General features: G+C 67.7%; 19 protein-coding genes, 1 tRNA gene and 5 pseudogenes. 14 read left to right on the forward strand and 11 right to left on the reverse strand.

What is annotated here, in order from left to right:
* Positions 1-191 precede the first annotated feature (191 nt).
* Positions 192-315 (forward strand): annotated as a pseudogene (locus SSPS47_RS35905) (site-specific integrase); the annotation flags it as partial.
* Between the two features lie 257 nt (positions 316-572).
* On the opposite strand, the pseudogene SSPS47_RS34455 reads toward SSPS47_RS35905, so the two are convergent.
* Positions 573-1,029, reverse strand: a pseudogene (locus tag SSPS47_RS34455) (GNAT family N-acetyltransferase).
* Between the two features lie 922 nt (positions 1,030-1,951).
* Here SSPS47_RS34455 and SSPS47_RS34460 point away from each other — a divergent pair.
* Complete coding sequence (locus tag SSPS47_RS34460) at positions 1,952-2,449, forward strand: GNAT family N-acetyltransferase (protein ID WP_239065189.1); 498 nt, start codon at positions 1,952-1,954, stop codon at positions 2,447-2,449.
* Between the two features lie 35 nt (positions 2,450-2,484).
* Here SSPS47_RS34460 and SSPS47_RS34465 read toward each other — a convergent pair whose 3' ends face one another.
* A complete protein-coding gene (locus SSPS47_RS34465) occupies positions 2,485-4,122 on the reverse strand; it encodes an ISL3 family transposase (RefSeq protein WP_239065372.1) in 1,638 nt (545 codons plus the stop codon).
* 241 nt (positions 4,123-4,363) lie between these two features.
* Here SSPS47_RS34465 and SSPS47_RS34470 point away from each other — a divergent pair, with 241 nt between their 5' ends.
* The gene (locus tag SSPS47_RS34470) at positions 4,364-4,714 is read left to right on the forward strand and encodes a hypothetical protein (RefSeq protein WP_164247470.1); all 351 of its coding nucleotides are present in this window, start codon (positions 4,364-4,366) and stop codon (positions 4,712-4,714) included.
* A 30-nt stretch (positions 4,715-4,744) separates the two neighbouring features.
* Here SSPS47_RS34470 and SSPS47_RS34475 read toward each other — a convergent pair whose 3' ends face one another.
* Genes SSPS47_RS34475 through SSPS47_RS36130 form a run of 3 tightly spaced genes read right to left on the reverse strand, consistent with a single transcriptional unit; the run spans position 4,745 to position 6,109 of the window.
* Entirely contained in the window at positions 4,745-5,632 is an 888-nt protein-coding gene (locus SSPS47_RS34475) for an IS3 family transposase (RefSeq protein ID WP_164247468.1), read from the reverse strand.
* Positions 5,629-5,928: a transposase gene (locus tag SSPS47_RS34480; RefSeq protein ID WP_164247466.1), complete on the reverse strand. Its 300-nt coding sequence runs from the start codon at positions 5,926-5,928 to the stop codon at positions 5,629-5,631. Before SSPS47_RS34480 ends, SSPS47_RS34475 begins: the two co-directional genes overlap by 4 nt.
* 52 nt (positions 5,929-5,980) lie before the next feature.
* Complete coding sequence (locus SSPS47_RS36130; RefSeq protein WP_275405127.1) at positions 5,981-6,109, reverse strand: hypothetical protein; 129 nt, start codon at positions 6,107-6,109, stop codon at positions 5,981-5,983.
* A 149-nt stretch (positions 6,110-6,258) separates the two neighbouring features.
* Between SSPS47_RS36130 and SSPS47_RS34485 the strand changes: the two genes are divergently transcribed.
* The 5 genes and pseudogenes from SSPS47_RS34485 (at position 6,259) to SSPS47_RS34505 (ending at position 9,661) form a co-directional block, all read left to right on the forward strand.
* Positions 6,259-6,591 (forward strand): hypothetical protein, encoded by a 333-nt coding sequence (locus tag SSPS47_RS34485; protein ID WP_164247464.1) that lies wholly within the window; start codon positions 6,259-6,261, stop codon positions 6,589-6,591.
* Between the two features lie 14 nt (positions 6,592-6,605).
* A pseudogene (locus SSPS47_RS34490) lies at positions 6,606-8,103 on the forward strand (helix-turn-helix transcriptional regulator).
* Positions 8,104-8,676 (forward strand): transcriptional regulator, encoded by a 573-nt coding sequence (locus SSPS47_RS34495; protein ID WP_164247462.1) that lies wholly within the window; start codon positions 8,104-8,106, stop codon positions 8,674-8,676.
* A 58-nt stretch (positions 8,677-8,734) separates the two neighbouring features.
* Positions 8,735-8,808: transfer RNA gene (locus SSPS47_RS34500), tRNA-Met, on the forward strand.
* A gap of 379 nt (positions 8,809-9,187) precedes the next feature.
* Positions 9,188-9,661 carry a hypothetical protein gene (locus SSPS47_RS34505; RefSeq protein WP_164247460.1) on the forward strand — a complete coding sequence of 158 codons (474 nt, stop codon included), beginning with the start codon at positions 9,188-9,190 and terminating at the stop codon, positions 9,659-9,661.
* 18 nt (positions 9,662-9,679) lie between these two features.
* On the opposite strand, the gene SSPS47_RS34510 is transcribed toward SSPS47_RS34505, so the two are convergent.
* Entirely contained in the window at positions 9,680-10,384 is a 705-nt protein-coding gene (locus tag SSPS47_RS34510; RefSeq protein ID WP_164247458.1) for a hypothetical protein, read from the reverse strand.
* A gap of 280 nt (positions 10,385-10,664) precedes the next feature.
* Between SSPS47_RS34510 and SSPS47_RS34515 the strand changes: the two genes are divergently transcribed.
* Positions 10,665-11,177, forward strand: a complete 513-nt coding sequence (locus SSPS47_RS34515) for a hypothetical protein (protein WP_164247456.1) — start codon at positions 10,665-10,667, stop codon at positions 11,175-11,177.
* 74 nt (positions 11,178-11,251) lie between these two features.
* Positions 11,252-11,542: pseudogene (locus SSPS47_RS34520) on the forward strand (HNH endonuclease); the annotation flags it as partial.
* 299 nt (positions 11,543-11,841) lie between these two features.
* Here SSPS47_RS34520 and SSPS47_RS34525 read toward each other — a convergent pair.
* Complete coding sequence (locus SSPS47_RS34525; protein ID WP_164247454.1) at positions 11,842-12,078, reverse strand: SpoIIE family protein phosphatase; 237 nt, start codon at positions 12,076-12,078, stop codon at positions 11,842-11,844.
* A gap of 182 nt (positions 12,079-12,260) precedes the next feature.
* On the opposite strand from SSPS47_RS34525, the gene SSPS47_RS34530 reads away from it, so the two are divergent.
* The 4 genes from SSPS47_RS34530 to SSPS47_RS34545 all read left to right on the forward strand — a co-directional run bounded on the left by SSPS47_RS34530 (position 12,261) and on the right by SSPS47_RS34545 (position 17,378).
* A complete protein-coding gene (locus SSPS47_RS34530) occupies positions 12,261-12,533 on the forward strand; it encodes a hypothetical protein (protein WP_147878444.1) in 273 nt (90 codons plus the stop codon).
* Positions 12,534-12,591: 58 nt separating this feature from the next.
* On the forward strand, positions 12,592-13,416 hold the full coding sequence (locus tag SSPS47_RS34535) for a helix-turn-helix domain-containing protein (RefSeq protein ID WP_164247452.1): 825 nt from the start codon (positions 12,592-12,594) through the stop codon (positions 13,414-13,416).
* A gap of 551 nt (positions 13,417-13,967) precedes the next feature.
* On the forward strand, positions 13,968-16,757 hold the full coding sequence (locus SSPS47_RS34540; RefSeq protein ID WP_164247450.1) for a DnaB-like helicase C-terminal domain-containing protein: 2,790 nt from the start codon (positions 13,968-13,970) through the stop codon (positions 16,755-16,757).
* The gene (locus SSPS47_RS34545) at positions 16,758-17,378 is read left to right on the forward strand and encodes a hypothetical protein (protein ID WP_164247448.1); all 621 of its coding nucleotides are present in this window, start codon (positions 16,758-16,760) and stop codon (positions 17,376-17,378) included. It abuts the gene before it with no gap.
* Positions 17,379-17,694: 316 nt separating this feature from the next.
* On the opposite strand, the gene SSPS47_RS34550 is transcribed toward SSPS47_RS34545, so the two are convergent.
* The 4 genes and pseudogenes from SSPS47_RS34550 to SSPS47_RS34565 all read right to left on the reverse strand — a co-directional run bounded on the left by SSPS47_RS34550 (position 17,695) and on the right by SSPS47_RS34565 (position 22,872).
* On the reverse strand, positions 17,695-18,468 hold the full coding sequence (locus SSPS47_RS34550) for an AAA family ATPase (protein ID WP_164247446.1): 774 nt from the start codon (positions 18,466-18,468) through the stop codon (positions 17,695-17,697).
* Positions 18,469-18,673: 205 nt separating this feature from the next.
* The gene (locus SSPS47_RS34555) at positions 18,674-20,500 is read right to left on the reverse strand and encodes an RNA-binding domain-containing protein (protein ID WP_164254299.1); all 1,827 of its coding nucleotides are present in this window, start codon (positions 20,498-20,500) and stop codon (positions 18,674-18,676) included.
* Between the two features lie 303 nt (positions 20,501-20,803).
* A protein-coding gene (locus SSPS47_RS34560; protein WP_239064695.1) for an IS5 family transposase occupies positions 20,804-21,612 on the reverse strand; the annotation gives its coding sequence in 2 pieces (ribosomal slippage) (positions 20,804-21,262 and positions 21,265-21,612; 807 coding nt in all).
* 202 nt (positions 21,613-21,814) lie between these two features.
* A pseudogene (locus SSPS47_RS34565) lies at positions 21,815-22,872 on the reverse strand (IS1380 family transposase).
* Positions 22,873-23,941: the final 1,069 nt, after the last annotated feature.

Raw genomic sequence — 23,941 nt, forward strand, 5'->3', positions numbered from 1 at the left:
GCGTTGACCAGTCACGCGGACAGTCCTATCCGGCTGTCCGTGCTCATACAACCCCCTGTGGTGATGTGGTGTTGCCTCTCGGTCCCTGCGGAGTGCTCCCGCACCACTGCCTGCGCGGCCGGAGGAGCTTGTGCCCCCCTGATCGCCGATCACGACCTGCGGTGACGTCGCCGAGCTGCTGCGCGAAGCGGCCCCGTTATGTGCGGCAAGGGAGAAGTCATGGCCCGGTGTTCGTCACTCACACCCACCCGGGTCCCGGCAAGGTCCTCGCGCCGCGTGACGCGTGACGCGTGCCCGGACACCGGTCCGGCCCGGGGTCCGACAACTTCCCGCACATGACGCTCAGGACGGTCTCCCGCCCCCCGGCGGAGCCAAGGGCTTCGTCGTCCCGCTCCGCCGCTGGAAAGTCGAACGCACCCTCGGCTGCATCGTGAAAGCCCGGCGAAACGTCCGCGACCACGAACGCTCCCTCGACATTCCGACGTGCAAACTGACCTGAGCAGTCATCACGCTGATGACCGGCGGAATCACCCGGCGAGGACCTCACCCCAAGTGGGCGAAACGGGATGGCATCAGCGCGGAATCCTGAGCAGGTACCGGGCAAGGGTTCGGCCAGGAATCGACCCGGAGGGAACCCGGCTGGCGAGGACACCCCCCATGGCCTCATAGAAGGGCTCAGCGTTCGGATCCGCATCGATGGTGAACTGGGTGAATCCCAATGCCTGAGCAGCCTCCACAGCATGGGTGAACAACAGACGTCCGATGCCCTGTCCGATCGCATCCGGGTCGACGAACATCATGCCCAAGACGCCCTGCGGCGGCTCACCTTCCAAGGTCGTGAAGCCCACGACGCTGCCGTCTCGCTCCGCAACAGCCGTTCGGCGGCCGGCGAGCTCGTCACCATTGAGCGTGAGCTCCCCCCGACACGACGCGAGGAACTTGGCGTCGTACCCCCCAGTGAGCCTTCGAGCGGAGGGCCAGATCAGATAAGAAGGCCGCCTCCTCAGGCTGAGCGGGCCGGATCGAGATTCTCACTCAGCGCCTCCACGGTGTTGTCGTCATCACCTCATGATCCACCCGCACGGTTTTGGAGAACGGGTAATCCAGGGAACACGTCCGCAGATGTCAGACAGACACTCAAGAGCGAGCGGTCCGGTGCGCCCCGGTCGCCCGTGGCTGGCCCCCGGGCCCGGGAGGGGGGAAGCGGCCCGTCAGCACGGACGCAGAAGGCCACAAGACGGATACCGTCGAGGTCAAGCTGTCCGTTCCGCCCGCGCGGTGACCTGACGGGCACTCCGGAGAAGAAGGGCCCCGTATGAGCAGGCTACTGGAAGCGGTGTGTGCGCTGACCTTGGGCGTCCTCGTTGCGCTCCTCGTATGGGGTGCTGACCGTGGCGCCGTGCGGGTGGCGTGGCGGCGTGTGCGCTGTGGCTGGTGCTGTGGCGCAGGCGTACCGGGCGCGGCCGGCCGGCGTGGCCGCTTGTGGTGCTGCTGTGCGGTGCGGCTGTTGCGCTGGTCGTGGCGGCCAAGGCCGGTTGACCGGCGCAGGCGGGCAGGTGGGGTTTCCCGTTCCTGTTACGGGCGAGGTGGACTCGGTGGCTGCGTCGTGCCTCGGCATGCACTGGGTGAAGGCGTTCAGCGCCCCATCAGCCGTTCACGGCCCTGCTCCCGGAGGAAACGCAGCGCCCACTCCACCCCGTCGCGCCAACCGGCCCCCGCCTGCGGGCTCGGCACCCTCAGCCTCTGTCCCGATCCAGGACTCGTGAACATCAGCGAGCCAGTGGATCATCAACTGCCTCCCTGACTGCTGAACAAATGCAGCCGCTTGAAGGGTTCTGGCTCAACTTCCGTGACGCGTCACTATGCGTAGTCTCTGCGGCTGCCGGTCGTAATTCCCAGGCGGTGGTGGTGACGGGTCCCATACGGTGCCGAAATGTTGACTGTACGAGCGATGACGGAAGCCGACGTTGCAGCCGTATCCGCGATACGAGTGACCGGCTGGAAGGCCGCGTATGCCGGGATTGTCCCTCAATCCCACCTCGATGGGATGACGATCGAAGCAGATACTCAGCAGCGTCGACAGCACTTTAAGAGGTCGAAGGAGCGCACAACCAATCTGGTTGCGGCCGACACCCTTGGCCGAGTTGTGGGTTGGGCTTGCTTCGGTCCCTTTCGCGGCACCGGAACAGGTGCGACTACAGGTGAGCTTTACGCTCTGTACGTTCAGCCTTCACTTATCGGGTCAGGAATCGGTCGCACACTACTCGAAGCCGTGCACGCCCACGCTGTTACCCACAGCTTCGACCTGGTGCTGTTGTGGGTCCTCAACGAAAACACCACGGCGCGTCGCTTCTACGAGCGAGCCGGCTATGTCGCTGACGGTGCAGTACAGGCTGACGACTACGACGGAGTGTCAGTATCCGAAGTTCGTTACCAGCGCTCCCTGTAGAAGGGACATATCGACTGGGTGGGATCGGCCAGGAGTCAGGCAAGCAAGACTCGTTTACGCAGGGGATCGAAACCCGCGCGGCCGAACATCTGCCGTTTGAGCATCTTGATCCGGTTGACGTGTCCTTCGACAACACCGGAGCTCCAGGGCAGGGTGAGTCCGGCGATGACGGCGTCGCGGTCGCGGTCGATGCCGGCCGCGAGGGTGTGAAGGCTGGGCAGGTCGTCGCCGCGGACGGCGTCGAGCCATTGCGGGAGACGGTGGCCTTGGCGCTCGGTGAGCATTTCGGCGAAAGACCGCACGTGGCCGGTGAGGGCTTCGAGTTCAGGGCAGTTGGCCAGGGCTTCTTTCAGCCGGATGTGTTCGGTGTCGGTAAGGGTCTCTGGTCGGCTGAGAATCCACCGGGTGACAGCGCGAGGTGTTGGCGGCTGGGCGGTGACCGGCCGGGGTGAAGTGCGCTTCTTCCTGATGTAGGCGCTGACGATGCCGTAGCTGCCGGTGCAGCCGAGGGGGATGATCTCCTCCCACAGTTTCCAGGCGTTCGTGCAGCCCTCGTCCCAGCGTTTGTCGAGGTAGGGCTTGTACTCGTCAACGGCCGTGGCTCGGTTGTACCGGTACGGGCCGGTGAAGAGGTCTTCCGGTTTCGCAGCGTCCGCCAGGCTCTTGACGGTTCGGTGTGTCATATGGAGCTGACGGCCGATGGAACGGCGACTGTGGCCTGCTTCGAGCATTGCGTGGACGGTGGCGTGTCTGGCCCGGATGCGGTTGGCGAACCGCTCGCTCTTCCACGGCGAGGCCGGGGTCTCCCCCGACAGCACAGGCTCGTCCACCTCCTCCTTCCCGGCTGATTCGGGCAGGAGGACGCGCAGACACTGGCGATGCCGGGCGACAGCACGCTCGGCGGCATCACCGAGGTTGTTCCACAAGTGCCACCGGTCAGCGACCTGGACGGCTTGTGGCGCCCCGGCCCTGGCGCCTTCCGCGAAGAACGGTGCACGATCGCGGCAGACGACCTCGATCCCGGGACGAGCGGCAAGCCATCCGGCCACGCTGGCTGCCTCCCGGTCGGGCAGCAGGTCCACCGGTCGCCGGGTTTCGACGTCGACCAGCACGGTGCCGTACGCATGGCCCTTGCGGGTGGCGTACTCATCGACGCCGACCACCCGAGGAGACGGGATATCCGGCTCGGGCAGGGCGTTGACCAGGCGCAGGACCGTGCTCCGGCTGACAGACACGCCCAGAACCGCGGACAGCCGGGCGCCGGCCCTGCCCGCCAGGGCGAGACCCACCGAAGCGAGCGTCGAGCGCAGCCGCTCGGTGCGCTGGCCGTGCTTGCGGGTCAAGCCGGGTATCTGCTCGACGAAGGTCCGGCGCGGACACGACCTGTTCTGGCACCGGAAGCGCCGGACGCGCAGGCGGAGTACGACTCTTCGCCCGCCGCTCGGGACATCGGCGGGAAACCGCAGGTAGGAGCTGTGCACTCGGGCCGACCACATGCCGCACTGCGGGCAGGAGGCACCCCGCGAAGTGCTGTGCGCGTCAACACGGACTATCGCGATATCGACGTCTACCGACAGCACCGCGACGTCCGCGACCGACGGGAACAACAGCTCCTGCAACCGGAGCACGACTTCTCTCACGGGCGAGACTGTCAGCCCCACCACGACGATCATGATCAATTTTCGGTCTGCTTCTCGCTCCACCCGGCAGCCGCCCACCGTCACTCAGAGTCGCCCTTGCACGGAAGTTGAGCCAGAACCGCTTGAAGTGAACGAAGCCAACGACTCCTACCCGAAGAGACGCAACCTCGGCGTCGGCTTTCGATTCTGATCGAATCGACCCCGAGAGTAAGGGCTGGAAAATAGCGTTCTTCTCGGCATCACACTGCATACATGAAGAGGTGACGCTCAAACCATGCATGAAACCAAGTCTGCGACTCTGCTCACCATCGTCGCCGTCGCGGTGACTCTGATGGGTGCTCCGGCCACCGCCCACGCGGCGCCCCGGAGTGTGGAAACCGCCGTCGCCAGAACCACCGCCAGCTGTCAGATCGGGGACGGGCACACCGATTTCAAGGGCACCAACATCAACATGCGCAATAGCCCTGGCGGTGCGGTCATCGGAGTCGCGAACACAGGAGACTGCGCCTACTACTACAAGTCGGACCCCGGTCCTCTTGTGGTCTGCCCGGATGGCTCGAATACAGCCGCATGGAGCCTGGTTGTCAACAAGCGCACCAAGGTCCTCGGCTATGTCTCGGGGTGAAGTTTTCCCGCGATCTCGGACACGTGATCGTTATGCGGCAAGGGTGTGCTGGTGCCGCTGCCTGGCCTCGGCCGGGGTGAGGTAGCCGAATATCTTGTGTTTGCGCAGACGGCGGCGGTTGTAGAAGGTCTCGATGAAGGAGTAGACCTCGGCGCGGGCAGTGGCCCGGTCGGGCCAGATGCGGGTGCCGATCTCCTCCTTGAGGAGGGCCCAGAAGCTCTCCGCGGCGGTGTTGTCGAAGCATGATCCGGTGCGTCCACAGCTCTGCCGTAGCCCCAACTCCCGTATGTGATGCCGGAATTGGGTTGATGTATATTCGCTGCCGGGATCGCTGTGAACCACGCAGCCGGACTCCGGACCGCCCCGGCCGTGGGCCGTGTTCAGTGCGTCGACGACGAGCTCGGCGCGGTGGTGGCCGGCCATCGCGCAGCCGACGACCTCGCGGGTGGCCAGGTCCAGCCAGCAGGCGAGGTAGAGCCAGCCCTGCGCGGTGGGCAGATAGGTGATGTCGCCGACCAGCCGGGTCCCGGGCCGCTCGGCGTGGAAGTCGCGGTCGATCAGGTCCGGGGCCGGCTTCGCCTTCGCATCCGGTCGGGTCAGGGAACGCCTCTTGCGGCGGGTAGCACCGCGGATGTCGCGCTCGCGCATGACGCGGGCGATGCGCTGGTGGTTCACCCGCCGGCCCAGGCGGCGCAGTTCGGCGTGGATGCGCGGGACGCCGTAGGTGTGGCGGGAGGCGATGTGGAGCACGGTGATCTCGTTGGCGAGCGCTTCGTCGGCAGCCTGCCGGGCACGGCGGGCGGCCTCGCCCTCGCGCCAGGCGTAGTAGGAGGAGCGGGCGACTTTCAGCACCCGGCACAGCAGGGCAATCGGGTAGGTCGCCTTCTCCGCGTGGATCAACTGGCAGAGCTCGCTCACCGGTCGTTTTCCTTCACGAAGAAGGCCGTCGCTTTTTTCAGGATCTCGATCGTCTGCTGCTGTTCACGGACCTCCTTGCGCAGCCGCTTGAGCTCCTCGCGCTCGACGCTGGTCAGTTCACCGGATCCACCCTCGCCCCGATCCGTCTTCGCCCGGCGGTACCAGCCGCGCAGGGACTCCGAACTGATCCCGAGTTCCCGGGCTACGGCGGTGACCGTCTTGCCAGAGGAGTCGACGAGCGCGATCGCGTCCCGCTTGAACTCTTCGGTGTACCGCTTTGTGTACTTGCTTCCCACCTGGTGCTACTTCCTCTGGAACCTCAAGGTCCCAGTCTCCAGGTGTCCACGATCAAGGGGAAGCTTCAATGTCCCAGTCGTCGGTGAACCGGACGTGGATCAGCTCCACGCCGGTCGTGCGGCAGGTGGAGCAGGTGTCGGTGCGGATGCCGCGCAGTACTTCGCCGTACACCTTGGCCATGGAGTGGGTCTCCTTCGCGTCGAGGGTCGGAGCGGTGAAGTCGTGCTGGAGCCAGCCGAGTTGGCTACTTCCAAACTTGTTGCGAAGTCACGTGTCTGAATGGTAACTTTGCAACAAGTTAAAGAGATCAATCTCTGGGAGGTGGGCGGGTGCTGCAGATCCAGATCGGCCCCGAGCGCGAGGCGGGCCCGGACGACATGCTCGAACGGACGACCATTGGCTGGCGGCCCGGCATGAGCGAGGACGAAGCCTGGGAGGCCGGCCGCGGCATCTGGAAGTTCAACGCCGACCGCGCCCTTTCACAGGACGAGGTGCAGATCATCAACACGTCAGGCACCGTCCTCGCCGTCGCGACGATCACCGGCATCTCCAAGCACGGCGACCGCTACGCCCTCCAGGGCGAACTCCTGCGCGGTGACGACCGCGTCGGCCGCGCCACCAAGAGCCCGCACTTGTCCCGCAACCCCGTCACCTACATCTGAAGGGAGCGTCCCCGGTGAGTGACTTCGACGCGATCGACTCGCTCCTCGCTTCCGTCGGCCCGCAGACCGACCTCCCGGACCCCGAGGCCCGCCGTGCCTTGCGCGAGCAGGCTCAGCTGTCCAAGGCGCAGGTGGCCCGTGCTCTTGGGGTGAGCCCGTCCACGGTCAGTGCCTGGGGAAGCCGGCCGGGATCCGGCCGGCGATGTGCGCGTCAAGTACGCCTACCTTCTGGACGGGTTGAGCGCCAAGTTCGCCATCGACATCACGTCTGAAACCGAGCCGGCGGTGGAGTCCGCTGTGGCCGAGCCCGCTTCCTCTGAGTTCGAGGGCGGGGGCGAAGTGGAGGTACTCACCGCGCCGGAGCGGTGTGTGCTGTGCGGGCGTCCGGCTGGGCAGCGGGTGGAGGGCTTCGCCCAGCACCTGGACCCGGCCGGATGCCAGGACAGCACAGCCGAGGTGCTGCCCGCCCCTACCGCCCCGGTCGCCGTCCGGCCTGCCCCGGCCTCGAAGCCGTCGGAGCGTGCCAAGGGCCCGGCCCGCCGGGCATTCCAGGAGCTGTCAGGTCCGGTGGGCTTGATCCGTGCGGCGGTTGAGGGTGCGCTCGCCGAGCACTTGGGCGACGTGGAAGCGGCCACCGCGGCGCTGTTGAAGAAGGCGATCCCGGACACGATGCGTTTGCTGGACGAGACCCGCAAGGGTGCCCGGTACGACGTGATCGCCCATCCCTGGATTCCCGACATCCTGAAGAAGCAGACCTCCCGGGGTGCGGACCAGATCTGGGAGGCGCGCCCCAAGTGGACCCGCGCCGAAATGCCGCCCGGCGTTCATGAGGTGACGGCACTGGACATCAACGGCGCCTATCTGTCTGCCCTCAAGACTCATCTGCCGCTCGGGCAGCTCGAGCACACCACCGGCATGCCGCACGACCGCCGCCGCGCCGGAGTCCACCTGATCACTCCACCCGCCTGGGAGTACGGCGCCGTGCTGCCCAACCCGATCGGCGAGCGCGACGAACCAGGACCCCTATGGGTCACCGAACCCACCCTGCGTCTCCTGATGCGCCTGTCCAGCCCGAAGTACGGGCTGTGCGAGGCGCCGGAAGTCCACGAGTCCTACACATCGGGGGCGACGGAGAACCTGCTGGAGAAGTTCCGCATCACGCTCAAGGACGCCCGTGACACCGCCATCGCCGACGGCGACGCGGTCACCCTGGAGTACGTGAAAGCGATGTACTCGAAGTTCGTCTCCACCATGGGGGAGTCGAACTACAACCGGGAGCTGTACCGACCGGACTGGATGCACATCATCCGCTCCCAGGCCTTCGCCAACCTCTGGATGAAGGCGCTCAAAGCCCACGACGAGGGCCTCCCGGTCGTCCGGGCGATCGGCACCGACGAACTCCACGTCATCGGCGACTGGCGCCGTGTCTTCCCCGAAGGCCGTGGGGTTACCGAGGTCAAGGTCAAAGACCTCTACACCGCGGGCACCGACACGATGGGGGAGGAGCAGTAGATGCCGGAGAGGAACAACGACTTCGGAAGGTTCGGCGCGAGCGGCATCAGGGGAAGCGAACTCGTCGGGCAAAAGCTCGACGACCTCGCCGGCGGCATCGCCACCCCCATCACCGCGAAGCGCGGTCTCATGGCGCGCCTCAACTATCTGACGAGGTCCGACCACGCCCGTCAGGCCGCCAGGGATGCCGGGCTGACGGTGACCGACCGCACGCTGAAGGCATGGCTGGAGGCCAAGCGCCACCCCTCGGCGAAGAACCTGAAGAAGATCGACGACGCCTACCGGGCGGTGCGCCGGCAGAACGTGGCCCGGCACCTGCTCAAGCGCCTCAACGCGAACGGCGGCACCAGGGTGGAGATCCACCCCCTCAACCAGTCCGGCGTCGCCCGCCCGCTGCAGCGCGACGTTCCCTTCCGGCACATGAACGTGCGCCGCTGGGACAGGATCGTCGGGGCGTGGGCGGCCGGTGACCACCAGGGCTTGGACGCGGCCTGGACCGACGACATCCTGCCTGATCTTGGATCCCAGTACGGGGCGTACGAGTACTGCACCAACGTTGGCTTCGCTGCATAGCCCCTGGCCGGAGGTGGTCTCCGCAGATCGCGGGATGGCGTACGGTTGGCTTCACCGACGCGGGGTGGAGCAGCTCGGTAGCTCGCTGGGCTCATAACCCAGAGGTCGCAGGTTCAAATCCTGTCCCCGCTACTGCCGAGCAGGGTCCGGATCCATTCGAGGATCCGGACCCTGTCGCGTTTCCGGGCCGCCAGCGGTGGGGCCCGCTGGGCTACGTGTGCGAGTGCCCGGCACGGCGTGCGTGCGGCCCGCGTTCCCCGCCCGCACGCGCTCTGCAGCGGCGCCGGTGCCCTCTACCGGAAGATCTGCTGCCATACGGCGTGTTCGTCGCTTTTTTGGCTGCCGTGTGTGGAACGCCGCGTAATTCCTCAGCCCTACGGTTACGTAACAGGCCATGGGGGCGACGGAGTTGGCGTCGTCGTGGCCGGCTTCTGCCAGTGGTGGACGGACTTCCTCCACCGGTGACACCCAGCCGGCCCGCTACCGCCTGACACGCAGGAGAAGGTGCCCGATGAAAGACCATGACACCGAGCTGCCGCGATACGTCCCGACTGGAAGCGAGTTGCAACTCGCCGCGCAGAGCGGGTACTTCGCCGACGAGGCAGTGATCTTCATGCTGCGGCCCCACACTATGCAGGTGCATGACGCCCAGGGGAAGGTGGAGATACCGGATCTCCTGGAGGTCCTGGTACGCGAAGCCGGCGGACAGCAGCTGACCTTGCCGTCACTGTTCGCCCCTGTGCGCACGCCGGGCTGGAGAGTGGTGCTGCGACTGTCTGGCGAGTCGCTTGTGGTGCGGCTTCCCGGGCAGGGTTCCCTCTACGAGGGGAGCATGCCGACCGAACAGAGGTGGCGGCGTGACGTCGCCGCCACCGGCGACGTCGTGATCATCACCGGGCCGATGGCCGACCCGACCTGTGTCGATCCCGCGATCCACGCCGGGCTCACCACCCATGTGCGCGTGAAACTGTCGATACGCCGCTGAGTGCTGCCGAAGCAGGTTCTATCCGGCCCAGTGCGGGTGCTGGGAGATGAGTAGGCGCGCCAGGGAGGTGGCGACCTCCTGGGCGCCGGTGCTCAGCGCGGTGAGGGTGACGGTCTCGTCGGGGTCGGTGCGCAGTGTGAAGCCTGACTGGGGTGCGAGCCTGACCCTTTGCCGTTCCCGGTGTGGGTCGAAGGTGCCGAGGCTGACCATCGACGTCTTGGATACGGCGGTCGCCACAACGATGCGCTCGTGCTGGACGATGTTCAGCGCACCGGCGAACTGCAGCAGCTCGGTGAGCTGTTCGGGCAGCGCGATCGGATCCAGGATCGCGCCGAGCCCGTCCCGGGGGAGTGAGGCCCGGACGGTGAGCTGTCCGCTCTTGTAGAGGCGGACCTCCGCGAGCTCGCCCTGCGGGGGTTCGTTCCAGGACTGCGGGCGGCGTGCGGGGATGCTCACAGCCGCGTGTGCGGCGAACTTCGACGGGGTGAGAGCGACATCGTGCCCGACCTTTCCGGAGGTGCGGATCCGGTTGGGCAGCGAGGTGTTGAGCTGTTCGAGTTCTCGGGCCGAGTAGCCGTGAAAGTCCAGCGGCAGGACATGGACTTCCAGCAAGGGGTCCTGACTGCCGGACCATGCCAGGGCGGAGTCCTCGTCGAGGACCCACTGCAGGTCCACGGGGCGCGTCAGCTTCGTGAACGCCAGGGCGGAGGTTGCCGACTCCAACTCCCGTAGTCTCGCCGCGCTCCTCCAGCAGCCTCGCAAGCCGTTGCACGGCGTACCTCGAGTTATCAGTTGCCGCAGTTGCCCGAAGCTCGTCGAGCCGGCCGTGCCGTGCCAGCAGTGCGGCCAGTTGCTCACAGTTGTTGAGTATCGTGGTGCTGCCGGTGCGCAGCAGGGTGATCGCCTCGTCGGTGCGGCCCTGACGCTCGCGGACCGTTGCGAGCAGCCCGATTGCCGTGTCGCGATCGAGGCCTCGGCAGCACCACGGGAAGTCGGAGCACTGGTGCTCGGTCCGGGTGGTGAGCAGTGCGGCGGCTTCCTCGTCGCGTCCGGCGGGACCTGCGACATCGACCAGAGCCTCGGCGAGAGATGGCTCGCCGAGGTGCGGGCGCAGCAGGGTGAACGCCTCCTCGGCGCGACCGTGTCGGGCGAGGAGGCGCGTGTAGGACTCCAGCGCCATCGGATGCCCGGCCTCCATACGGACCCGGGTGATCTCGATCGCCTCGTCGACACGGCCCCAGCCCTCCAGCAGCTCGGCCGCAGCTACGACGGCCGTCCACCAGCCGGTTGCCAGGTACGGGGCGAGTACCTCCAACGCGTCGGCCTGTCGGCCCTGCTCACCCAGCAACCGCGCCCGCGCCAACGCGCAGAACCACTCTCCGCGACCGGCCTGCACCTCGGCCACGTCGACGTGGCCGCGTTCGAGCAGCCGCGAGACCAGCTCCGGCGGGATGCAGCCGGACCGCGTCCGGGCCCGGTAGTCAAGATCAGTGACGTCCACGGCCACGCACCCTAGCGCTCGCCCCTGACACCCTCGCCGAGACCACCGCAGTTTCGAATACAGCACAGTTGGAATGACGCTCCCCGCCAACTGGCGCCTCCGCGTGGACCGCGCAGCGCCGTGAGGCGTACGCCAACGACCAGGACGCGGACACCTCGCTGGTCGCGGTGACCGCGCGCACCAACCGGCAGAAGTCCGACAAGGACCCGGCCGACTGGCTGCCGCCGGCTGCCGGGCAGCAGTGCCGCTACGTGGGGGAGTGGGTCGCCACCAAGCTCCGCTGGAACCTGAACGTCGACAAGCGCGAACTGGAGGCGCTGAAGGTCCTCTCCGACGGGCCGTGCGAGAACACCGCCGTCGTCTACACCCCCGCACCGTAAGGCGAGCCGAGGGGACTGGGCGGGGTGCCGGGGCGCCGGGAGTCCGCGCCCGCGCGGGCGCGGACTCCCGGCACCCCGGACTCCCGGCACCCCGGACTCCCGGCACCCCGGACTCCCGGCACCCCGGACTCCCGGCACCCCGGACTCCCGGCACCCCGGACTCCCGTCTCACAGGGGTGACACTGGAGGTGGCCCCACAGGCGCTCTGACCCCGCCATCGCGGCACACGGTCAATGCCCTGCCCAACGCGTCTTGCGTCCCCAGCGGTTCGCTGCTCAGCTGGTACGCACTCGTTCGCATCACCCCTGGCCGCCGACGCCGAGGTGTGCGAAGGCCACTACCGCCATGTCGTCGTCGCGCTCGCTTCTGATCCAGCGGCCGGCCGACGAGAAGAGGGTGTCGATCAGCCTCTCTGGGTCTCTGCCCGGGACCGGCCTCAGCTTCGGCAGGGTCGTAGAAGGGGCCCTGACCGCGTTCCGGGCCTCCGCCACTCCGTCCGTGACGCACAGCAGGACGGTGCAGGCGGGAAGTCGCACGATTGCGGGCCGCCGGTGCCCGGCGCGAGGCCCCGCATCCTCAGCGGCCCCGTCCCAACGCCGTGTTGACGACATGAGCGCAGCCCTTGCGAGCAGTGAAGGGGCGAAGTAAGGGCTGTGAACGCTCTTTCGGCCGGGAACGTTCGATGTCTGTTCCGGGCGGGTGGGGGTATCGGGCGGATATGGCCTCGATGAAGCGTGTGCGTGTTGCCCTTGCTCCCCGTGCGGTGCGGCAGCTGCGCCGTGTCCGTTCGGTGTACCTGGTCGGGATGATGCTGTCCGTGCTGGGCTTGGTCCTGCAGTCGGGCAGGGAAGGCAGCGGTCAGCAGTCGGAGATCGCCGCCGTGCTGGTGGTGGTGTTCACCGTGCTGCTCGGGCTGGCGGTGGTGCAGCTGTGGCGGCATCAGAAGACTGTTCACTGCAGTACCGCCAAGAGGCTGACCCCCTCCGGCTGAACCCTTTCGTGGTGACGCGGGTACGGAGCCCCGGGTACCCGCGTCACAACCGGTGACGATGGGCCGCCCCACCAAACCTGTCGCCGTCGGCGCCAGCCCTCGGCTGCGGGCCCTGGCCGCCTACCTGCGCCAGCTCAAGGACGAGACCCGTACCACCTACGCCACCCTGTCCGAGCGCACCGGCCCACCGAACGCGCCCGGGTACCGCGGAGCCTCCACCCTCAGCCAGGTCGCCCGCGGCACCCACCTGCCCCCGTTCGAGACCGTCCTCGCCTATGCCCGCGCTGCCGGTGACCCCGGCAACCACTCCACGCAGCGGCGGGAAGCAACAGCCCTGAGCCTGTGGAAGGCAGCTGCGATCGAGAAGGCCCGCCCACACCTGGCCGGCTGCGGCCGACGGACCCGGCAGGTCCGCACCCCCGCCTCCCTGGGCCAGGAACTGACTCGGCTGCGCCTGCGGGCCGGCCGGCCCTCTTACTGCGCCATTGAGAAGGCGACCAAGGCCGACGGGCACCGTGTACCGCGTTCGACAGCCCACCTGATCCTCAACGGGAAGGTCCTGCCCAGCCGAGAGCAGCTGTCCGTGCTCCTGAAAGCCTTCGACGTGAGCGTGGCGGACGCCGCCCGGTGGCACGTGGTCCTCGACCGCATCGAGGACCGCCGGCGACCGCCCGAGCCGACCTGGCGAGGCAGAGGGTACGCGTGCGCGGACGCCGACCCGGCCGTGCAGGAGTACCTCGAACGCCGCGAGCGCGACGAGGAGATCAAGCGCCGTACCGGGCAGATCCATCCGGACGAGACGTACGAGGACTACGACGAACCGGAGGACGAGGCCAAAGGCAAACACGGGCCGCTGAGCAGGCCGCCTTCCGAGCTCAGCTGAATGCCTTGGCAGAGCGCGCCACCCCACGGGACAGGTTGTCGATCACGCCTGACAGCTCTACCGGCCTACCGTCTTCCGCCCATCGCCACCGATCCTCCCGGGCAGGATCGGGCGTGATCACCCGCGACTCCCACCCCGGCGTTACATAATTCTGACCAATTTTATGTACCGCCAGCTAGACTAGGCGGTAGCGTTACATTTTTTACGGCGTGGGCGTTCCGCTCCTGCTGACGGCCGCTGCCGAGCCGACTTGTCCGACCTTCCCCTCACAACCCGCTTGCCGCTTCTGCTCTTGGAGTCCCCGGGTGTCCTCCTCGCGTTCATCCCACACCGGTGAGGCGTCTTCCGGCGCTGCCGTGCCGGACAACCCCGCCCACGCTGCCCCGCCTGCAGCCTCGACGGAGCCGTCCGACCAGGCTCCGCGCTGGGCGGGCAACTGGCCCCTGAGTTTCCCGACATCTTCCACCCCGTCCGCAGCGGCCAAGACAGCCTCCGAAGACGCCGCGCGCCGACACGGCGAGGACAGTCAACTCGAGTCAGTTGAGGACCCGTTGACCAAGCCGGGAACAGCCTCCACCGCCTCTGACGAGGAAACACCACACGCCCTGGCGCGCACCGGCCCAGCGACGCTGCACGAGGCTCGCAGCACACTCAAGCAGCTGATCAACGCCGCCATCGAAGGGCACCCCACACCCCTGACGCGCGGCCCGCACCATGCACTGCTCACCACTCCCGCCCACGCAACCGAACTGGGCTGGGACCTCACCGAAGCCCTCACCCACAGCTTCGCGGACACCCGCAAGAAGCTCGGGGACCTGATCCAGCACGGAGCGGAGGGCCACCCCCAGGTGCTGTGCCGCCACAGGACCCCCGTCGCTGTACTGCTCCCCGCAGACGCGGACGGCACCCCCACCCCGCCCGCACCTCAAGCCGAGCCCGCACCCGACACAGCAGCCCCGGACTCCACACCACCTGCTAAGGGCCAGCAGGCAGTCCAGAAGACCACAGCAGCCGAAGCCGCCAGAGACTTCGCACCCGCGCTACCAACTACCCCTGCCGAAGCGGCCGCTGCACTCACCACGCCCTCAGAACCACAGCCGGAACCGGTGCCAGCAGCCCAAGACACGTCTACACCTGCCCATACGCCCCCCGCCTCACCCGGCACCACCCCGACCACCCCCACCGGCTCGCCAGCCGCTACCACTCCAACCCCCGCCACCCCCACACCCGGCACTCCGACACTTCAGCACCCGGCCACACCGTCGACCGCCCTCCCCGTACCCCCCTCGGCCCCGCCCCAGTCGGGCCCGCCGGCCCCCACTCCCGTCACGCCCGATGCCGGTCACGAGACCACCATCCCGGCCAGCGCCCCACCAGCCATCACTGCGCCGCGCACCCCGCGACGTCTGGCCGCACTCGCCCAGGCCCTCGACACCGTCCTCCCCACCACCGTCCCCACCGGTGAAACCACCACGCCCACACCCCTGATGGGCCTGCCGACGGGCCTCCGCACCCTGGACGACGCCCTCGGCGGCCTCCAGCCCGGCCGCTTCTATCTCGTTGCCGCCGCCCCAGGCGCCGGATCCAGCCTGATCGCCACCGCCGCCGCACGCACCAGCGCCCTTGACCAGCACCAACCCGTCCTGTACGCCGCCTCCGGACTCACCCGCGCCGACATCGCCGCCCGCATCGTCGCCGCGCACCTGCCGGTCGACTACCGCCGCCTGCGAGCCAGCCGCCTCACCCCCACCGAGCAGGACGACACCGCAGCCCTCCACCACCACCTGGCCCAAGCTCCGCTGTACATCGACGACGGCACCGACCTGACCACCGGCGCGATCGCCGAAAGCGTCCCGGACCTGCCGGGCCTGGCCCTCGTCGTGGTCGACCGCCTGCAGACCACCGAAGATCCCCGGCTCCCGCTCTCCGGCCCGACTCAGATCACCGACGCCGCCCAAGCGCTCGCACACCTGGCCCGCACCCACGAACTTCCGGTCCTCGCCGCCGTCGACACTGACGACCCCCAGCTGATCGCCGCGCTCAGCCTCGATATCACCATCACCCTGACCCGCGACGCCGACCAGATCCACGCCACCATCACCGAACGCGACCTCGGCGCGCAGGCCACCCTCACTCTCCACGCCGACCTGGCCCACGCCCGCATCACCGACCCGGCCACCCCAGCGCCACAGGCACCACCCCAACCCCCGGCCGTGACCCCGCACACCCCCGCACAGCCCCCGCAGGCGCATCCCCAAGCCCCCACACCCACCGAGCCCGCCCCGACAGTCCACACCGCCGCTCCACGCAGGCCATCGCGCCACCGCACCAGCGCTCCACCCCTGGCCCCGCCCCAGGGCGGCTACGCAAGCCGGGACTACAGCTACTTCACCGGCATGATCACCCGCGCCGTCGATGAAGCCCTCCACGACCACGACGGTGACATCACGACCGCAACCGAAGCCCTGGTAAAAAAGGCCGTACCGAACGCAATGGCCCTGTTCGAAGCAACCCGCGTCGGCGGAAATTACGAACACACCGTCTACCCGGAAACCCTCGAATTCCTCCGAAAGAAAACCAAGGACGGCGCCGACGAAATCTGGGAAGGCCGCCACAACTGGACCAACACCCGCCTCATGGACGCCCTCCAAAACGGCACCCACCACCCGATTACCGTCAACGCCCTCGACACCAACGCCAGCTTCCTGTCCGCCTTCAAGACCCACCTGCCCATCGGCGCCCTGATCCACGACCCCTACGGCGGCTTCGACCCCAAACGCTCCGGCATCTACCGCCTCCCCACCCGCCCCACCTGGCACCACCCCCACCTGCCCGACCCCATCGGCAACCGCCGAGAAGACGGCCCCGTCCTCCTCGACGACGCCACCATCCGCCTCCTCATCCGCTGCGCCCGCCTCGGCCTGTGCGAGGCCCCACACATCACCGAATGCTGGACCTCCGGCACCAGCGAAGGCCTCCTGGAAAAATTCCGCCGGGTCCTGACCGAGGCCCGCGCAAACGCCATCGAAGCCGACGACACGGTGACCGTCGAATACATCAAATCCATGTACTCGAAATTCACCTCCACCATCGGAGAATCAAGCGTCAACCGCGACATCCGCCGACCCGACTGGATGCACATCATCCGCTCCCAGGCATTCGCCAACCTCTGGTACAAATCCCACCGCGTCCACAGCAACGGCCTGACCGTCGTCCGCGCCCGCGGCACCGACGAACTCCACGTCGCCGGCGACTGGCGCACGGTATTCACCGAAGGCCGCCTCACCACCCAGATGAAACAAAAAGACCAATACCCCTTGCCGAGGAAGAGCGCCCGATAGATGTCGACCGACGGATGGAAAAACTTCGGCAACTACGGCGCAGACCGCGACCCCGGAAACGTCCACGGCAAAATCGCCCTCGCCCGCGCCCTCGAAGACGCCCTCGAACGCATGATCATCGACGGCGGAATCAAATCCCCAGCCGACACCCGCCGCGGCCTGAAAGCCCGCATGCGCTACCTCACCACCACCAAAGGCGGCCCCCAAGCCCTGGCCGACGCTGGCATCCGCGCCACCCCCGCCACCATTCGCGCCTGGACCCGCGGCACCCAGCGCCCACGCCAAGCCAACCTCGAAGCGATCGACACCGCCTACTGGAACCTGCGCGCCCACAACGTGCTCACCAACCCCGGCGCCCTCAAGCAACACCTCAACCGCAACGGCCGCGGCACCCGCATCGAGATCCACCCCGTCAACCAGGCCACCGTCGACGAGCCACGCCGCCGCGCCAACCTGAGGAGCCAGCACCGGCAGGTCCGCTACATCTGGGACGACGCCGTCGACGCCCTCGTCGCCAGCGATCTGGATGCCATGGGAGACCTCTGGGACGATGTCATTGCCGAACTCGACTCCGACTGGGGCGCCTACACCTACGTCTCCTACATCGGCATCGGCGCCTGATGGTCTGCGGGGGAGTGCTAGTTGAACGTCGTCGTCTGGGCGTCAGTGGCGCAGGCGCGGTGACTTGGTCGTTGACGCTGACGGACTGCACTCACTCGTTGCTGGCATGAGTGACGAAGGACCATGTCATTCTCACGCCAACCACCACCAACGCGCCCTCGGTCGGCGCCGCGTTGGGTTCACATGAATCCTCCATGCTGGAGAGTCCGGGCCGGCTGCCGGGAGCGGTGCCGGCCCGGCAGGTCGTCCGCCCAGTGCGGACCGTCAGTCGAGACGCTACCCGGGGCGCGAGGACCGCACCCCGGACGCAACGGGCTCAGTTCCTGTCAGTGTCACGGTCTCCGCAGACGTCCTCCTGAGAGCACCCCGGATGCCCGCTGAGCAGCCAGACGCGCACTCGCATCTGCAGCCACCAGACCCGGGCCCGTACACGGGCCCGCACCCACTCGGAGCCGGCCCGCACCTTACCCCTCCACCAGGACAGGGAGGGCGGCACGAAGAAGAACAAGACACTCGCGAGCAGGAGCAAGGACGCGGGGGAATGCAGGACAGTGCAGAACAAGGCGACCTCGTATGGGAAGAGCGGGCACTCAGCGCGCCGCGCCCCGCCTTCGCTGGAGCCGCCGGTCAACCGCCGGAACGGCCCGTATCCGGCACAGAACCAGCCGATCGGGTTCTCCACCCACGGCCCGCGAGGGCCACTCTTGCCGGTACCCAGCGGTGCCATCACAGGCCGAGGAGCATGACGATCAGGCTCAGGGTGTGTCCACCGCAGGCCCAAAGAGATCTCACCTTGAGGCTTGTTGCCCGATCCCGTAAAGCCATCGTTCACCGGGTCGCTGACGACGTGGACCTCCACCTCCCCCTTCTTGGCACGCGTCGAGATCCAGCCGGTGAAGTCCGACACCAGCGCCCGCGCGACCGCCGGTCCACCCAGTGCCAGGGCGATCGACTGCAGCACAGTGGATTTGCCCGAACTGTTGCGACCCGCAAGCACCGTCCAGCCGCTACGCCCAGGCAAGATCAGATCGGCCGCCCGCCTACCGGTGAAGCCCTTGATGTTCCTGAGCTGGACCCTCGTGACATACACCCGCGCTCTGCCTCCATCCTCCGCCTCGCCCCCACACGAACAGAGCCTCGCGGGGCACCAATGCCTTACATTCTCACGCCCCCACCAAAGGCGACGCTGCTGGCCAGGACGACGAGCACAGCAACGCCGCCCCTGCGGCGACCATCCGCAGCTGACAACGACAACCACACACGGCCGGCTTCCCCGGCCGACGCGCGCCCTCCCACTACAGCAGCCCCGCCTCCGCATGGACGTGACCGAAAGCCTGCGCCATATGGACCACCGCGCGGCGCATTACGTCCTGGCGCTCGACACGCCGCATGGAGGGCTCGGCGGTGATCGTGACTGCCATCTCCCGCCGGGAGCTGCGGCCGCCGGGACCGAGCTGCTCGAAGTCGACGAACGACGACAGAGCGGGAGCCACATCGACGTCGTCATACCGTTCGGCGCTCAGCCGCAGCTCGGTCGTGGGCGGTGCCGCCCACCGCCGAAGGGCCAGGACGCCGAAGACCGCAGGCAGCAGCTCAGCCGCCATCTCCCATGCGTGGAAGAGGACGTCCTGGGCCTCCTCGAAGCCCAGCGGTACGCCCCGATGGCCGCCCAGCGCTGCCATCCAGGCCGCCGCGTCCTCGACCAGCACGTCTGCGCAGGACACGACAGCAGAGTCCATCACACCGGGGAGCGTGATCATGGCGGCGGCCGTCACGGCCGGGCGCCTGTCCGGGGCGGTGACCACACTCGTATAGCTTGCGGCGTGCAGCGAGTTGTCGTGCGGGCCCGCCTTCCACCGGGCCGCAGGAAGGCTGCCGCCGCGCCGCTGGGACAGCAGGGTCACCGCACCGGCCAGCGCACTGTGCGGCAGGTGCTGCTCCAGGTCCTGGCGCCGCGTTCGGGTGATCTCCAGAGCGGGGGTGTCGGTCCAGGGAAGCGTCACCAGGGCGCGCAGGCGCAGCTGCGGCGGCGGCACCTGGCTCGTCCACCATTGTGCGGACCGGGTCTGCTCAAGGCTGAAGCGCACAGCGGGCTCCCACCGCCATCCATCCGTCTGCGAGCGCACCAGACGGCCAGCGCCCCACGTGCCGCCGTCCAGGTCCACCCGCACGGCGTCGGCGGCCACCACCCACGCCCGCCCTCCCTCGCCCGCTCCCGGCGGTACGGGGTAGCCGATCGCCGCCAGCGGATCCCCGCCGACATTGCTGCGGCCTGCGGTGACGATCGCCTGCCACACAGGCGCGACGACCACGACCGGCGGGTGCGGAGGAGCCACGCACAGCACCCACCCCGCCTCCCCGTCCCGGGCAGGGCCCAGATCCTGCAGCGCAGCCGCCCCGTGACGGTACGCCTCACCCACCGGGGCCCCAAGACCCGCACCGGCCAGTTCCTCGTACGCCTCCCGCATCTCCCGCTCCCACGCGGGCAGGCCCTGCCCCACGCGCACAGCAGCCGGCCCCGACGGGGAGTGGGCGACGGCTTCGCGCAGGAGCCTCGACAGCGTCTCGGCGGTGGGCATACCAGAGGTGGCGACACCCGCGGAGAGCAGGCGCTGGATTTCGGTGCGCGCGAGCCAGTGTGTCCCGTCGGCCTCGCGCACGGGCACCGCGACCGTGTCCGTGCGCGGCGCACCAGGCTTGCCGACCGGTGCCGCGACGACGAACAGGGTGCCCGCCTGCTGCGCAGGTACGTCGATGTAGAGCACGCGACAGCCCTGCTGGTCGTCGGACCACTCCACGCTGACCCCGCGCGGAGCAGGGGTGATGTGCGCGCGGATCAGCTTGCGGATTTGGTCGCGGTCGACCGAGGCGCGGTGGACCGGGATGATCTGGTCGAGGATCTCCACGTCGTCCACCACGCGCGTGCCGATGCCCAGCACGAGGACACCACCGCCACCGTTGGCGAAGGCGCAGACGTCCTTGGCGAGTTCCTCCACAGCGCGCGGCTCACGCGGCTCGTACGGAACCGCCTTGGCGTCCAGCCACTGCCCCTCCGGCTGCTCCAGCAGCAGATCGGGCTTCTGCGCGCGCAGCGCAGCACGGACGGCTTCGAGATCCATCATCGACACCCCGAAAGTATCCCGGCCAGAACTTGCCCAGCCGATCGAATTCCCCAACTCCGCACGGCCGAGGACACCAAACAGCCACCCACCCCGGCCGCTCGCTCTGATGGTTCTCCGCGCCCGGCTGCACGAAGACCAACGTCCGCCCGCACACCCTGCAGCTCCTGGCCTCCGTTCAGGCCAGGCGGCGACTGTCACGCAACGAACCGACCATGCCAAGACACACGAGCATCGGTTTGCCGCAAGGCGACTGATGCACCGGAACCCCGGGCAACCACCAGCCCGGCTTCCTAAGACGTCGTTTCATTTGGTTAGGCGGCGGTGGCAGATGAGTGTGGCTGCGATGCCGACGAAGGCGAGGAAGTGCTCGGCTTTGCGTTCGTAGCGGCGGTGGAGGCGTCGGCAGCCGGCCAGCCACGAGACGGTCCGTTCTACGACCCATCGGTGGCGGCCGAGCCGCTGTGAACTCTCGACACCTTTGCGGGCGATGCGGTGGGTGATACCGCGACTGCGGAGCCATCGGCGCAGGTGGTTGTAGTCATAGCCCTTGTCGGCATGCAGTTTGCCGGGCCGCCGGCGGCGGGGGCCACGCCGGGAGCGGATGGGCGGAATGCCGCGCACGAGCGGCTCCAGGCCCTGGCTGTCGTGCGTGTTCGCGCCGGAAATTCCCAGCGACAGCGGAAGACCGTTCCGGTCGGTGATCAGGTGGATTTTCGAACCCGCCTTGCCACGGTCGGTCGGATTCGGTCCCGTCAGTGACCCCCTTTTGCCGCCCGGACACTGACGGAATCAATCGCGCAACGCGACCAGTCCAGCTCACCGCGGGCACCGAGCTCATCAAGGACAACACGGTGCAGCCGGGCCCACACCCGCGCTTGCGACCACTGCGCGAACCGCCGGTAGACCGTGGGCCAGGCCGGCCCGAACACCGGCGGCAACTGCCGCCACGTACAGCCCGACGTGGCCACGAACAAGATCGCCGCCAAAACCTCACGATCACCCGCCCGAGCCCGGCCACCACCCTGCGGACGTATCACCTCCGTCGGCGGCACCACCCGACGGAACAACACCCACAACTCATCCGGCACCAACCGCACAACAAGACTCGTCACACACTGCCCAACGACCCACCCAGCCAAAGGAAACGACGTCTAACCTCGATCTTTCTTGAGGGTCCGCCGACGGAGTCGGTGGATCCTTTTGCTTTCCGGAGCTGATGCCGGGCGGGCCGGTGGCCCGGCTGTCGCGTCGGGTGGGCGCCGGGTTCCACTGCCCGGGGCGGGTGATGCTGTCGCAGGGACGGTGGGTTGCTGGTCAGCCGGGGTTGGGCAGGAGCGCGAGCCGTTCAAGGGCGGCGGTGATCTCGCCGGTCCAGGGCCAGTGCCGGGCGAGGCGGAGAATCCTGCGCCGACCGGTGGTGACGAGCTGGCCGGCTGCGGAGAACAGGCGGAACCGCAAGCGACGCGGTTCCCAGAGCCTCGTCCGGCCGGTCAGGGCGAGCATGGGCATCCAGGCCAGCAGGTCGAGCGCGATTTGGACGATCTCCATCCAGACCCGGTTCTGGGCGGTGTCGTGCAGGGGCAGGTTGCGCAGGCCGGTGGCCCGGGCGGCCCGGATCCGGTCCTCGGCCCGTGCCCGGAGCCGGTGACGCAGCTCGAGCTCGGCGATCGGCCGGCTGGTGGTGTTGGTCGCGAAGCACGTGATCCGCATGCCGTCCGCGTCCGTGATCCTCAACTGGGCGCCGGGATGGGGCCGTTCCTTTCGGACGATGAGCCGCATGCCCTGGGGCCAGCCGTCCAGGAGCTTGCCGGTGAGCTCGGCGACCCAGGCCCCGTCCCGGGTCTCACCGTCGGCCTCGACGGCCGGGGTCCAGGCTGAGGCGGGGACCTTCAGCACGTGTTCGTGGATCGTTTCGGTGACCGTCATGCCGACCGAGTAGGACAGCCATCGGCCCCGCTTCGCGAGCCAGGACACGAAGTCGTGGGTGCCGCCGGCGGAGTCCGTGCGGATCAGCGTCTGCCGTCCTCGTCGGTAGCGCTTGGGTAGTTGGGCCAGGGCGAGTTGGGCGGTGGTGATGTGGTCGGCGGCGGTGTTGGAGCCCGCGTTTCCCGGTCGGAGGAGGGCGGCGACGGGCTCTCCGGTTCCGCCCGGTCCGTGGTCGACGAAGGCCGTCAGCGGGTGATGGCCGTAGGTCTTCTTCGATTGTGGACGGCCCGCCGCTTCCGCCACGGAGCCAGAGCTGCGGATATCGCCTGGTCAAGGCCCGTCTTGCGGACCGTCTCCAGCAGCAGGACCGCACCGGCCTGCGAGACCACCTGCCGACCGTCTCCCTGGACACGGACACGTGGGTACGACGAGATAGGCTCTCTCACCTGGAAAGTGCTCTTTTCCTTGCAGCCAACAGGACCCTCAGCAAGTCCTATCGTTGCAGGTCAAGGGCACTTTCCGTGTTTCTGATCAACTCTTGGACAGCCCGCCTCGTGAAAGCGCGAGGCTAAGCCCGTCACATCCCTGGGCGAGACCGGGCAGCGTAGGCAGCCAGCTCGGCGCGCAAGTCCAGCCCCGATCCGGCTGCGGCCTGGCCCTGACCTCGAACTCGTCAGCGCTGAGGCTGTCGACCCACTCGACTACTGCAGCCGGCGGGGCAGTATGCGGGGCCGCCGTCAGCAGGTCCAAGTCCCGCTTCTCGAACGCCCGGCCGTCGACACCGTTCCTGCTACGCCCAGGCGTAGGCACTGAAGCACCGTTGGGCGGTACTACGGCAACGAGACCGGCAGAAGACACAAAGGTCATACGGGCCTCCCACCAGCTCCCCCACACACCTCCCAAGAACCGACCAAAGAAACCCGAGCACAAGGAAAACGAGGCCTGGATTAGGTTCTGACATTCTGCGTCGTAATACCCCTTTGGAGAACACCACCCCGGAGAGAATCGGTACAGAATCCCCAACACCCCACCAGAAAACAGAAAAATGTAACGCAATGAATGCACCAGAAATGCATGCCGCCTTCTCGGCGAGTTGCATAATCCCTCCGAGAGGTTTCCTGTCACCTCTTTAAAGCATCAAAGATTTCACAAGAGGTCCAGACCACCAATCCCATCACAAAGAGTAGCCGTTACATAATTACTCAATCGATCTTGAGGGCGTTACGCAATGGGTACACATTATGTGCAGGAGAGGTGGCGCACTTGAACACAAGTCAGCTCCACCCTCTCGCCACCAGCTGAGCCGAGAATGTTTCTTGCCTTGACCTGCGTTTTTATCTCTGGGGCGCCGACTGCCCCCACCCCTAATTATGTAACGCCTGGCGAGGCGAGGGTACTGCGGACGCTCCCCTTTAGTCAGCCGGGTAACGCCGCGGAGCGGCGTTACATAACCGCTGCGGAGCAGCGGTGCAACGCTCCGTCACGTAGTGACGGCGCGTCATGTCTCCGGAGGAG

Source organism: Streptomyces sp. S4.7 (assembly GCF_010384365.1).
Lineage (GTDB): Bacteria > Actinomycetota > Actinomycetes > Streptomycetales > Streptomycetaceae > Streptomyces.

What these genes read in the sequence shown, in the direction of transcription:
- SSPS47_RS34505 (WP_164247460.1), top strand. Translation starts at nt 9,188, where the DNA reads ATGAAAGACCATGACACCGAGCTGCCGCGATACGTCCCGACTGGAAGC.
- SSPS47_RS34460 (WP_239065189.1), top strand. Translation starts at nt 1,952, where the DNA reads ATGACGGAAGCCGACGTTGCAGCCGTATCCGCGATACGAGTGACCGGC.
- SSPS47_RS34530 (WP_147878444.1), top strand. Translation starts at nt 12,261, where the DNA reads ATGGCCTCGATGAAGCGTGTGCGTGTTGCCCTTGCTCCCCGTGCGGTG.
- SSPS47_RS34535 (WP_164247452.1), top strand. Translation starts at nt 12,592, where the DNA reads ATGGGCCGCCCCACCAAACCTGTCGCCGTCGGCGCCAGCCCTCGGCTG.
- SSPS47_RS34555 (WP_164254299.1), bottom strand. Translation starts at nt 20,500, where the DNA reads ATGATGGATCTCGAAGCCGTCCGTGCTGCGCTGCGCGCGCAGAAGCCC.
- SSPS47_RS34545 (WP_164247448.1), top strand. Translation starts at nt 16,758, where the DNA reads ATGTCGACCGACGGATGGAAAAACTTCGGCAACTACGGCGCAGACCGC.
- SSPS47_RS34495 (WP_164247462.1), top strand. Translation starts at nt 8,104, where the DNA reads ATGCCGGAGAGGAACAACGACTTCGGAAGGTTCGGCGCGAGCGGCATC.
- SSPS47_RS34470 (WP_164247470.1), top strand. Translation starts at nt 4,364, where the DNA reads ATGCATGAAACCAAGTCTGCGACTCTGCTCACCATCGTCGCCGTCGCG.
- SSPS47_RS34465 (WP_239065372.1), bottom strand. Translation starts at nt 4,122, where the DNA reads ATGATCGTCGTGGTGGGGCTGACAGTCTCGCCCGTGAGAGAAGTCGTG.
- SSPS47_RS36130 (WP_275405127.1), bottom strand. Translation starts at nt 6,109, where the DNA reads ATGGCCAAGGTGTACGGCGAAGTACTGCGCGGCATCCGCACCGACACC.